The organism is Yeosuana sp., from assembly GCF_057126245.1.
Genome location: NZ_DBNGMQ010000050.1, coordinates 58,820 through 71,165 on the forward strand (window position 1 = coordinate 58,820; position 12,346 = coordinate 71,165).

Consider the following 12,346-nt stretch of genomic DNA (forward strand, 5'->3'; position numbering starts at 1 on the left):
TAATAAAAACCAAAACAAATTTTTAACTCAAACTAAATTAATATGATAATAAAGTTTAAACTCGCAGTTATTGCATGCTTACTTTTTTGTGTGCAAAATGTAATTTCGCAAGAAAAGACAATCACCGGGCTTGTAACTGATACTTTTGGCATGCCAGTACCTGGTGCTACAATTATTGTGCAAGGAACAACCAATGGAACAACTAGTGATTTTGACGGTAATTTTAGTCTTTCTAATGTTAGTCCAACAAATCAAATTATGTTCTCATACATTGGCTATACAACTCAAATAATTACAGTTGGTAACCAAACCGAAATCAACATTATTCTACAAGAATCTCTTGAATCTTTAGATGAAGTTGTTGTTGTTGGTTACGGTACTCAAAAGAAAGCTTTAGTAACAGGAGCAAGTGTTAATGTAAAAGGTGAAGCCATTGCTAAATTAAATACATCGACAGCTATGGAAGCACTTCAGGGTGTTACTCCTGGTATTAGTATTACTAGAAATAACGGACAACCTGGTGCTGGTACTAAAGTAACCATTCGTGGTTTAGGAACCGTAGGTAATTCAAACCCTCTTTATATTATAGATGGTGTAGCAGCAGGCAATATTGATTACCTTAACCCATCGGATATTGAGTCTATTGATGTTTTAAAAGATGCAGCTTCTGCTGCTATCTATGGTTCAAGAGCTGCAAATGGTGTTGTATTAGTTACAACAAGAAAAGGTAGAAAAGGTAGTAAAACAAGAGTCTCTTATGATTCTTATTACGGTTTTCAAGATATATATAAAAACCTAGACCCATTAAATGCACAAGAATATATGTATATTATGGATGAAGGTCGTGTTAATGATGGATTAGTGCCAAATGACTGGGAAGCTATCCTTCAAAACAACGCTTGGTTAAACGCCAATTATCCTGATAACTTAGGAACACAATTAGGTACAGAAATTTGGGATATGCTTCAAGACGGTTGGCAAGGAACAAACTGGATTGATGAAATTACATCTAAAAACTCAACGATATCAAGTCACTCTGTTAATATTACTGGTGGTGGTGAGGATAATTCATTTGCCTTAGGGGTCTCTTATTTTGAACAAGACGGAATACTTGGAGCCGACTTAACAGACGCAGGTTTTAAAAGACTAACAACTCGTATGAACACAGAGTTTGTTTTAGCTAAAAATGAAGAACACAGCATAGTTACTGTTGGTGAAAATTTCACTTATACCAATACAGAAAACAGAAGCGTGGCAACTGGTAACATTTATTACAATGATTTACATAACGCATTGGTACAAAATCCACTTATGCCTGCATACTGGGACAAGTCTCCAGATCAATATGGTTTTACACCAACATTGGATGGACTAGCTAATGACCAACATAACCCTGTTGCAGTCATGTTTTACAGACATAATTTTAATAATTTAGGCAATAAAAACAATACTATTGTCGGTAATGTTTATGCTGAATTTGAGCCAATTGAAAATTTAAAATTTAGATCAGTTTACGGTATTGATGCATGGTTTGGTCATAATAGATCATGGGCCCCTACATATGCGTTAGGCTTACTTTACAGTAACTCTACAGATGGTGTGACTCAAGGGCAATATATGGGTAACAATACAACATTTACAAATACCCTTTCTTATGAGCGCCGTTTCGGAGATCACAAAATCGATGGTGTAATTGGTACTGAAGTATTTAAAAATCAGCTTAATACTAATGTAGGTGGCTATAAAGCTGACTCTAGATTTGGTGACCCTCGTTATGCATATTTAAATAATGTTGATAAATCAGATATTAATTCTATAAATACTTATGGAGCTGATTGGGCTGCAGGCGGTGGTGGTTTATTATCATATTTCGCGAGAGCACAATACAACTATAAAGAAAAATATCTGTTATCAGCCACTGTTCGTGCGGATGGATCTTCAAATTTTGCTAAAGGAAACAAATGGGGTACATTCCCTTCATTTTCTGCAGGTTGGGTATTAACCGAAGAAGATTTTATGAGTAATACGACTAATTTCCTTGATTTTGCAAAAATTAGAGCAAGTTGGGGGCAAAACGGTAATCAATCGATTCCAAACTTTATCTATAGTTCCACAATAGCTTATATTTACCCAGGATATTATTTTGGCGATAACAAAGAAGTTCCTTCTACTACTGGTATTCCAGCTAGAGTAACTAACCCTGACGTTACATGGGAAACTTCAGAACAATTAAACTTTGGTTTAGATGCGCGTTTCTTAAATTCAAAACTATCATTGACGCTTGATTGGTATCAGAAAACAACTAAAGACTGGTTAGTACTGGCGCCTGTTCAAGGAACTGCTGGTGCTGGTGCACCATTTATTAATGGGGGAGACATCCAAAATACAGGTGTTGAACTTATGTTATCTTGGAATGACAATGATAATGAGTTCAAATATGGGATAACAGTTAGTGGTGCTTATAATAAAAATGAGATTACTAAACTATCTAATTCAGATGGTGTTATTCAAGGCGCATCTAGTTTATTATCTCAAGGAACTGCTGCTGTTCAAAGAGCCACTGTTGGTCTTCCAATAGGTTATTTCTTTGGCTTTAAAACTGATGGTATTTTACAAAATCAAGATGAAGTAGAGGCTTATGTAGGTCCAACAGGAAATCCTTATTTTAGCGATCAACGTCCTGGTGATGTTCGTTTTGTAGATCAAAATGCAGATGGTGTTATTGATGATAATGATAAAGTGATGTTAGGAAATCCTCACCCAGATTTTGAACTAGGTATTCAATTAAGTGCAGAATATAAAAATTTCTATATGAATACAACTTTGACGGGAAAATTCGGAATGCAAGTAATGCAATCATATCGTTCATTTGCTGATAGATTTGATCAAAACTACACGACTCAGATATTTAATCGTTGGCATGGTGAAGGCACATCAAACCGTCTACCTCGTTTAAGTTCTGTTTCTAACAGAAATACAAACAATATTTCTGATATCTTTATGCACGATGCCGATTATTTAAGAATTAATAATTTAACTTTAGGATATGACTTTAGCAAATTCTTAACTAAGGTAGATTTCTTATCTGAATTAAAACTTTATGCTACGGTTAACAACTTATACACATTTACAAAATATGATGGCATGGATCCTGAAGTTGGTTATGATGGTGGTTCTGGTTGGGGTTCTGGTATAGATCTAGGTTTATATCCACAAGCAAGAACTGTTATGTTTGGTGTTAATCTTACTTTTTAACTAAAAAAACAATTGAAAATGAAAAAATTATTTAATTATTTAACCATTGGAGCACTAGTTTTTTTAACTAGCTGTGACCAAAACTTTTTAGAGGTTGATAATCTTTATGAAAAAAGTTTAGACAACTATTACAGCACGCCTACAGATATTGATGAAGCCCTTGCTGGCGTGTACAATGCGATTATTCCGTTATCTGGTAATCCGTTCTCCAATGAACATATTACAGCAAACTTACTCTCTGATATGATGCTTGGCGGCGGCGGTCCTGATGATATAGGTGCCAAAAACACTGATGGATTTATCGACCCTAACGAAGACACCTATAGAGATTTATGGATAACTACTTATAATGGCGTAGCAAGAGCTAACGCAGTTATTGAAAAAACAGCTGAAGCAGATTTTAGTTCGTTTTTTGATACAGAGCAGCAAGCCGTAGATTTCAAGAATCAAGCTATAGGGGAAGCCTATTTTATGAGAGCATTCTTTTATTTTAGAGCCGTTAAATTTTTTGGAGGTATGCCATTAATTCTAAAAATAGATGATCCAAGAGATGCTCCACGATCAACGATTACAGAAACGTATGCACAAATTGCAACCGATTTAAAAACTGCTATTGATATCTTACCTACTGTTAACCAATTTAGCATACCAACAGAACGTTATGGGCATGCAAATAAATGGGTTGCAGAGGCTTATATGGCTCGTGCTTATTTATATTATACAGGATATATGACTAACATTGAAGGGCAGGCAACTACCTCTTTACCATTAGCAGATGGAGGTTCTTTATCAAGTGGAGATGTGGTTAATTATCTTAACGATTGTATCGCTAATAGTGGTTACGCTTTAGCATCAGATTTCAGAAACTTATGGCCTTATTCATATGTTAATGAAAGTGCAGGGTCAACGGTTCTTCCTTGGGCTGAAACCGAAGGCCTATCATGGGTAGGACAAGATGGTCATACCCCTAAGTTTGGAACAGGAAATAATGAAACCATGTTTGCCGTAAGATACTCAACTGCAGATTGGGATAATGGACAACAATATAACAACATAGCTTGTTTGTATACTGGAATTAGAGACAACTCTATGATTCCTTTCGGACAAGGTTGGGGTTGGTGTACAGTAAACCCTAGACTTTGGAATCAATGGGATGATGCAGATCCAAGAAAAGTAGGTTCTATTATAGAATTGGGTGTTGCAGATCAGGGCACAGGTTCTTATGATGTTTCAAAAGCTGGAGATCATCATACAGGTTTTATGAACAAAAAATATACGCAAATTCAACACCCTGGTGCCGATGGCGTAAAAGGAATGTTTTATTATCTTTACAATATGAATAACGGTGATCCTATGCAATTATGGTCGGCAAACGACTATATGCTAATGCGATTTGCAGATGTTCTTTTAATGCACTCTGAAATTTCTGGAACTGCAGACGGACTTAATGCTGTTAGAGGAAGAGCTGGATTAGGTGCGGTTGGATATTCACTTGATGCAATTAAAGAAGAGCGTTTACACGAGTTAGCTTTCGAAGGATTACGTTGGTTTGACCTTGTACGTTGGGGCGATTTAGAAACAGCATTTAGCGATTCATTTAACGTAAACAATTCTGGTATACCTGGAACATATAGTGTTACTTATAGAACGGCAACGAAAGGACTAGTTCCTGTACCAGAAACTGAAGTAAGATTATCTAATGGTGTTTACAGTCAAAATGCTGGATGGGAATAATTTATAATAAATAATTAAATCAAAAAAATATGAAAATAAATAATATATTTAGTCTTTTTATGGCCTCACTTACATTACTATTTTGTGCATGTGAGCCTATTGTAGACACAGACGAGAGTTTGAGTAATACAACTGATGTCGACGGGGTAGAGTTGGTAGCAACTCAAACCAGTCCGGGAGGTAATGGTATTACCTTAAGTATGGTAACACCTGGAATTACAGGATATTGGGACTTTAATCTAGGAAGAGCTTATACTGATAAGGTTTCATTTGTATATCCAATTCCTGGAACACAAACGTTTACCTATACAGGAACACTTGGCAGTGAATTTTTTACTAAAACCATTGATGTTCAAATTGATGTACTCGATAGTCCCCTTCCACAAGATTATTACAGTTTGGTAAGTGAAGATACATCTACTGGTAAAACTTGGGTTTTTGCAGATAATAAACCTTGGTTTATGAGCCCTATAAATGGAACACCAGAAGACTTTGATACTGTTTGGTGGGATGCTTGGACTTGCTGTCTTGCAGATCCTAATGGTAAAATGAAGTTTGATTTAGATGGTGCAGCAAATTATACCTATTATAGTAATGCTACGGCTACAGGCGAAGTAGGAAGTTTTGCTTTAGATATTCCTAATCAAACACTCGATTTTATTGGTGCACCTATTCTAGGTGGCCAAGACGGATTAAGATTACCTGGAGATGGTGTCTATAATATCATTTCGCTTACTGACGAGGAACTTATTCTCTGGACACCACTAACAGTAGGTGGAGATTCTGGTTGGACTTGGAAGTTTAAAGCAGAATAAGGCCTATAAAATTAGTTTTATAAAACAGAATACTAATAAATTTGAGTTAGTTTGAGTTATTTAAATTAGTTTTGAGAGAGATATTGTCTTTACTGGTTTTATTTTTAAAACCAGTAAAGAATATCTGTTAGACATAATTTCTCAATTGAAAAATTATCGATTCTAAAATTCAAGACTATTTAAATAATTTTTACTAATTATGTAATAAAAGGATTTTACAGTGTTTGTAAAATCCTTTTATTTATATCTAGGCTAGCCTGTAAAACACATATAAAACAGGTGTTTAATGTAAATCACAAAATATGAAAACATTTTTTAAGCAAATCAAAAATGTATTGATTCTCTTTATTATTAGTTCGGCATTTCTATCCTGTAGTGGTTCTGGTTCCGGCAGTTCTGGTGACGGCCCAATAGATACTATACAGGACATTATCCCAGAAAATTTAGAACTAACTGTGACTGTTTTAAATGTTGACGCATCAAATCCGGACGGCGATGGTTCTGGAGCAGTACAATGTGTTGCCACCGCAGATAATGCAGTTAAATACGGATTTAAGTTTGGTATAGAACCAGAAATACAAAATACGACTGGTGTAATCGACTATACCTTTACAACTCCAGGAACAAATTCTTATACCATTACCGTTACGGCTTATTCAAGTACAAACAATACAACTAGTAGATTTACATCTGTTTCTGTATATGTAAAAGAACCAGAACCACAATTAATTTGGTCTGACGAATTTGATGTTGATGGCGGTATTAATATGGCAAACTGGACCGCCGAGGTTGTCCCGCCTTTTAATGGCAGTTGGGCTAATGGTGAAAAACAACATTATACAGACAGAGAAACTAATGTATTCGTATCTAATGGAACACTTAAAATTGTAGCCAAAAAAGAAATTTATACTTACGAATCTAGTACCAAAGAATATACCTCAGCCCGACTTATTACAAAAGATAAGGTTGAATTTACCTATGGCCGCATAGATGTTAGAGCAAAATTACCACAAGGTGTTGGCACATGGCCTGCCATTTGGACGCTGGGCGCAAATATTGACGCAGTAAGCTGGCCAGCTTGCGGTGAAATAGATATTATGGAACACTGGGGTCATATTCCAGGAATAGCATCTAGCGCCACTCATAATACAGCATGTTCTGGTGGTTGTCCTGATGTTAGAGTTGGTGAAACCCTTATAACAGACTACGCTACAGAATTTCATGTGTATTCTCTAGAATGGACTGAAGATGAATTAAGGTTTTTAATTGATGATAATTTTAAGTACTGGTACAAACCTAATCCAAAAACCAATGATAACTGGCCATACAATGCAGATCAATTTATCATATTAAACGTAGCTATGGGCGGAGATTGGTTTGAAATAGATCCTAATTTCACAGAAGCTATAATGGAAGTTGATTATGTTAGAGTTTACCAATAATTATAAAATATAATTAACAACATTGAATAAAAACATATCTTTATTTGTTTGCATTGTTGTAATATTTATATCAATTTTTAGTTGTCAATCACTATCAAATAATGCTTCACAGTTATCTGTTGATAAAAAAGTGAATTCCTTATTAAGCATCATGACACTTAATGAGAAAATTTTACGAATGAATCAGTACAGTGGTTTTTATTTATGTGACTGATCCGAGTCCTAAAGAAGGTGACGCTGCTAACAAGTACAAACATTTAGAACATGGTAGAGTTGGTTCGATGCTTGATGTAAGAGGGGGTAAAGATGAAAAAAGTTTTGAAATGGTTTTATTAAACCCCGGAAAAACTAAAAACAATATCGTTTATTTTAAATAATGACACGCTTGGTTTTTATTACAATACAGGCAATTATATAGTAAAACAAGGAGATTTTAAAATATTTATTGGTGGAAGTCCCCGAACATTTTTTGAAACTAATTTGACCCTTTTAGAATAATCGTTTTAATTTTTTAAAATACTAACCCTTCTTAATCTATTATTAACAAGGGTTTCCTTTTTAATGACTAGCTAATCGTTCTGCCTTTTTAAAATATATCTGTTTACAAGAGTTTTAACTCATTTGAATTAACAGGCTTAGAAATAATATCATCGAAGCGTACCATTTTTGCGTTTGCCCCTATGTTAACTTGTTAAATAAGCTGTTTGTGCGATTATAGGCTTTTTTAATAATCTTAGTCGCTTCATTACCATCAATTACTGTCAGTTTAATAAATAGAAGACTAAAACTATAGCCCAGGCAATAATTAAAATCTAATAAACAAAGGGAGTTATATAATTAAAGTCTGATTCCATGTTTAGAAAGCAAGTAATAAGGTAAGTTAATGATTTACTAATAAAGATGACAAATGTCAATTAATTCTCTTTTCTAAACATAAATACATATTTATACTCATATTAGAATAAAAGTTCATATTAATAATTAATTTTATGTAACTTTAATTACCAATTTACCCATATCTGCTATGCTAGGTATTTATAAATATTTAATTATCAAACCCTTGAAAATTATTGTTCAGTTTCATCAATATGATTTAACATTTGATGGTATTAAAAAACTAAAGGAATCTATTATGAATGATAATGAATATAATGCTGAATATAATTTTATAATAGACTTAAGACTTGCCGACGTAAAAATGACTCCCAACGAACTTCAACGTTATGGAAATTGGGTGCAAGATGTTCTAAATCGTAAAGATAAAAATTTGGCTCTTTTAACATCAAATCCTAATCAGGTAACTAATGCCACTCTTTATAAACTTAACGATAACTTCAAAAATTTACACTATGATGTTTTTAGTACTATGGAAAGTGCTCTAAGACATGTAGACATCGATATTTCAAATATGCAATTTATAGAAACTGAAATTAGTAAACTAAAAGTTAATGATTAGTATTTTTAACTTTATATGTTTCTTAAGTTTCATTTTACACTTCGACTTATTCAATTAGATTTATATCTTTATTGAAAAATACAATCTAATGCAAAAAACATATTACGATCCTGCCGATTTAAAAAAATTTGGAAAAATATCTGATTGGAATGAAGAGTTAGGCAAAAAATTCTTTGATTATTACGCTAAAGTTTTTGAAGAAGGTGCTTTGTCTGAGAGAGAAAAATCCCTTATTGCTCTGGCTGTTGCTCATACCATTCAATGCCCTTATTGTATTGATGCTTACACTGGCGACGGATTACAACGCGGTATTACCAAAGAAGAAATGATGGAAGCGCTTCATGTAGCCGCTGCCATTCGTGGAGGGGCATCTCTAGTACATGGAGTTCAAATGATGAATAAAGTTAATAAGCTTGATATGTAAGTTTTATTAATTAAATCGTCTTATTATATTCATCTAAAATCAATTATTAGTATTGGAAACAACATCCTTACACAAGCGCGAAAGCGAATTAGCAAATAGTAACAGGCAACTTGAAATTTTATCTAACGGTATTTTTAAAAGTGGTGATTTACCCAAATTTGCAGAAAAAATTTCAGAAACCAATCAATTTCCTTTAAAAGCAAAAGCATTAGAAGTTCTTCAAATAAACGTGGGTTACATGTGCAATCAAGTTTGTCAGCATTGCCATGTTGATGCTGGTCCAGACAGAAAAGAAATTATGACTAAAGAAACGATGCTTCAATGTTTAGAAGTCATCAAAAAAACGGGAGCACACACCTTAGATTTAACCGGGGGTGCGCCCGAGATGAACCCTAATTTCCGTTGGTTTGTAGATGAAGCCTCAAAAGTTGGCATTAAAGATTTTATCGTTCGTTCTAACTTAACTATTATAAAGGCAAACAAAAAATATGAAGACTTACCTGAGTTTTTCAAATCTCATAATGTACATGTCGTGTCTTCAATGCCACATTGGACGAGAGGAAAAACAGATAAACAAAGAGGTACTGGTGTTTTTAATCAATCTATTGATGCCTTAAAAGAGTTGAATGACATTGGTTATGGCATGCCTGACAGTAAACTAAAATTAGATCTGGTTCATAATCCATCAGGCGCTTTTTTACCAGGTAACCAATCATCTTTAGAAAGAGATTTCAAAAAAGCCTTATTAGAAGATTTTAACCTTCATTTCCATAATTTATTTGCGATTACGAACTTACCAATCAGTCGTTTTTTAGATTATTTAATAGCGTCTGACAATTATGAAGATTATATGTACTCTTTGGTAGAAGCTTACAACCCAGTTGCTGTTAAAAATGTAATGTGTACCAATACACTATCGGTAAGTTGGGATGGCTATTTATACGATTGTGATTTTAATCAAATGCTCGAATTACCTGTAAACAGCAAGGTGAAACACATTTCAGAATACAATGAAGACTTACTGTTTAATAGAGATATTGTTATTTCTCAGCATTGTTATGGATGTACTGCAGGTGCAGGAAGTAGCTGCCAAGGAAGTGTTACATAATTATGAAACATTTAATAGTTATAATATGTTGTTTTTTAGCATTTTCTAATTATGCCCAAGAATCACTTCCAAAAATATTAAAGAAGTATAATACCAAAAACATACCTTATATAACGGTTCAGGAATTGGCAATGCCTAAAACGCAAGCGATTATTTTAGATGCCAGAGAAAAGGAAGAATACAATACAAGTCACATAAAAAAAGCTGTTTTTGTTGGTAACAATAATTTTTCTTTGGATGATGTTATTGAAAAAATACCTAATAAAGATGAAAATATTGTGGTGTATTGCTCTATTGGAATCCGATCTGAAACGATTGCATTTAATCTGATAAAGGCAGGATATCGCCATGTTTTAAATTTATACGGTGGAATATTTGAATGGAAAAACAACGGTTTTCCTGTCTACAATTCTGAAAATATAAAAACGGAAAGGGTGCATGCTTACTCAAAAGAATGGAGCAAATGGCTAACATCTGGCATTAAAGTATATTAAAATGGGATTATTTACAACGAAAGATTCAGATTCAGACAATAACCTTAGGACAGATTTTCATTTTCAAAGCGCAACAAATGCCCTCATTATTTTTACCAGAAATCCAGAATTAGGCAAGTGCAAAACACGCTTAGCGAAAACTGTTGGAAATGAAGCCGCTTTAAACATTTATAAATATTTATTAGAACATACGGCCAATATTTCTAAAGACCTAAAAGCAGATAAATACGTTTTTTATTCAGAAAATATAAAAAAAGATGACCTTTGGAAGAATGATATTTTTTGCAAAAAACTTCAGTTTGGTCATGATTTAGGAGCCAGAATGGAAAATGCTTTTTTAGAATTATTTCAATTGGGCTATGAAAAAACCATCATTATAGGAAGTGATTTATTGGATCTTACAACCGAACATATAACCGAGGCATTTCAAACTTTAAGTAATCACGATATTGTTATTGGTCCTGCAAAAGATGGTGGCTATTATCTCTTAGGAATGAAAAATATACATTCAAAAATATTTAAAAATAAAGATTGGGGCACCTCTTCCGTATTAAAAAACACCTTAAATGATATTCAAAATAGTACCTTTAGTTTGCTTGATGAATTAAACGATATTGATACCTTTGAAGATATAAAACCTTACAAAGAATTGAATAAATTTTACACTACAAATGATTAAATATATTACTGAAACAACTGATTACCTTATCTCTAAAGGTTTTGATAAACCTGAAATTGGTATTATTCTAGGAACTGGCTTAGGGCAACTTGTTGATGAAATTAACATACTGCATGAAGTTAGCTATAATCATATTCCGTATTTTCCAACTGCTACGGTAGAATTTCATAAAGGCAAACTTATTTATGGGGTTTTAGAAGATAAAAAAGTAGTTGTTATGCAAGGGCGCTTCCACGTTTATGAAGGCTACTCATTACAAGACGTTACCTATCCTGTTCGAATTATGGAAAAATTAGGTATTCACACACTTTTAGTGTCAAATGCCGCTGGCGCTATTAATCTTAACTTTAAAAAAGGAGAACTTATGCTGATTGAAGACCATATCAATTTGCAAGGAAGTTCACCCTTAGCATTTAGAGGCGTAGAACAATTAGGAGAACGTTTTACAGATATGAGTGCGCCCTACAATGACGGTATAAATGCAACGTTTAAACAAATAGCGAAAGATCATAATATCACCTTACACGAAGGTGTTTATGCCAGCGTTGTTGGACCTCAGCTTGAAACACGTGCCGAATACAGAATGTTGAAAACCATAGGTGCCGACGCTGTTGGCATGAGTACTGTACCAGAAATTATCGTCGCCAATCATTTAAAATTAAAAGCCGCAGCCGTGTCTGTTTTAACAGATGAATGCGACCCAAATCATTTAAAACCTGTTATTATTGCTGATATTATTGCCATGGCAGAAAAAGCAGAACCACATATGATCACATTATTTAAAGAATTAATTAAAACATTATAGCGTCATTCCAAAAAAAAGTGAAGGAAACTCATTAACAGATGACTTCGTTAATTTATTCCTCGCAATGACAAAAAAAAGAGAAGCTAAAATCTATTATTTAACAACAAAGCTACCAAATATCAAAAAATAAAAAA

General features: G+C 33.7%; 11 protein-coding genes. All 11 read left to right on the forward strand.

The features are described from left to right. Positions 1-90 precede the first annotated feature (90 nt). Complete coding sequence (locus AC15TD_RS05690) at positions 91-3,255, forward strand: SusC/RagA family TonB-linked outer membrane protein (RefSeq protein ID WP_484451167.1); 3,165 nt, start codon at positions 91-93, stop codon at positions 3,253-3,255. 18 nt (positions 3,256-3,273) lie between these two features. Next, positions 3,274-4,989, forward strand: coding sequence for a RagB/SusD family nutrient uptake outer membrane protein (locus AC15TD_RS05695; protein ID WP_484451168.1), 1,716 nt, complete (start codon positions 3,274-3,276; stop codon positions 4,987-4,989). 29 nt (positions 4,990-5,018) lie between these two features. After that, positions 5,019-5,804 (forward strand): hypothetical protein, encoded by a 786-nt coding sequence (locus AC15TD_RS05700; protein ID WP_484451169.1) that lies wholly within the window; start codon positions 5,019-5,021, stop codon positions 5,802-5,804. Between the two features lie 302 nt (positions 5,805-6,106). Continuing rightward, entirely contained in the window at positions 6,107-7,246 is a 1,140-nt protein-coding gene (locus tag AC15TD_RS05705) for a family 16 glycosylhydrolase (RefSeq protein ID WP_484451170.1), read from the forward strand. 191 nt (positions 7,247-7,437) lie between these two features. Beyond that, a complete protein-coding gene (locus AC15TD_RS05710; protein WP_484451171.1) occupies positions 7,438-7,623 on the forward strand; it encodes a hypothetical protein in 186 nt (61 codons plus the stop codon). A 683-nt stretch (positions 7,624-8,306) separates the two neighbouring features. Beyond that, positions 8,307-8,702, forward strand: coding sequence for a hypothetical protein (locus AC15TD_RS05715; protein ID WP_484451172.1), 396 nt, complete (start codon positions 8,307-8,309; stop codon positions 8,700-8,702). An 88-nt stretch (positions 8,703-8,790) separates the two neighbouring features. Continuing rightward, positions 8,791-9,126: an arsenosugar biosynthesis-associated peroxidase-like protein gene (locus tag AC15TD_RS05720; RefSeq protein ID WP_484451173.1), complete on the forward strand. Its 336-nt coding sequence runs from the start codon at positions 8,791-8,793 to the stop codon at positions 9,124-9,126. Positions 9,127-9,178: 52 nt separating this feature from the next. Further along, positions 9,179-10,234 (forward strand): arsenosugar biosynthesis radical SAM (seleno)protein ArsS, encoded by a 1,056-nt coding sequence (arsS, locus tag AC15TD_RS05725; RefSeq protein WP_484451174.1) that lies wholly within the window; start codon positions 9,179-9,181, stop codon positions 10,232-10,234. Positions 10,235-10,236: 2 nt separating this feature from the next. Beyond that, the gene (locus AC15TD_RS05730; RefSeq protein WP_484451175.1) at positions 10,237-10,728 is read left to right on the forward strand and encodes a rhodanese-like domain-containing protein; all 492 of its coding nucleotides are present in this window, start codon (positions 10,237-10,239) and stop codon (positions 10,726-10,728) included. A 1-nt stretch (position 10,729) separates the two neighbouring features. Then, positions 10,730-11,407 (forward strand): TIGR04282 family arsenosugar biosynthesis glycosyltransferase, encoded by a 678-nt coding sequence (locus AC15TD_RS05735; RefSeq protein ID WP_484451176.1) that lies wholly within the window; start codon positions 10,730-10,732, stop codon positions 11,405-11,407. Then, positions 11,400-12,212 (forward strand): purine-nucleoside phosphorylase, encoded by an 813-nt coding sequence (locus AC15TD_RS05740; RefSeq protein ID WP_484451177.1) that lies wholly within the window; start codon positions 11,400-11,402, stop codon positions 12,210-12,212. Before AC15TD_RS05735 ends, AC15TD_RS05740 begins: the two co-directional genes overlap by 8 nt. Positions 12,213-12,346 lie beyond the last annotated feature (134 nt).

What these genes read in the sequence shown, in the direction of transcription:
- AC15TD_RS05695 (WP_484451168.1), top strand. Translation starts at nt 3,274, where the DNA reads ATGAAAAAATTATTTAATTATTTAACCATTGGAGCACTAGTTTTTTTA.
- AC15TD_RS05700 (WP_484451169.1), top strand. Translation starts at nt 5,019, where the DNA reads ATGAAAATAAATAATATATTTAGTCTTTTTATGGCCTCACTTACATTA.
- AC15TD_RS05705 (WP_484451170.1), top strand. Translation starts at nt 6,107, where the DNA reads ATGAAAACATTTTTTAAGCAAATCAAAAATGTATTGATTCTCTTTATT.
- AC15TD_RS05720 (WP_484451173.1), top strand. Translation starts at nt 8,791, where the DNA reads ATGCAAAAAACATATTACGATCCTGCCGATTTAAAAAAATTTGGAAAA.
- AC15TD_RS05730 (WP_484451175.1), top strand. Translation starts at nt 10,237, where the DNA reads ATGAAACATTTAATAGTTATAATATGTTGTTTTTTAGCATTTTCTAAT.
- AC15TD_RS05735 (WP_484451176.1), top strand. Translation starts at nt 10,730, where the DNA reads ATGGGATTATTTACAACGAAAGATTCAGATTCAGACAATAACCTTAGG.
- AC15TD_RS05740 (WP_484451177.1), top strand. Translation starts at nt 11,400, where the DNA reads ATGATTAAATATATTACTGAAACAACTGATTACCTTATCTCTAAAGGT.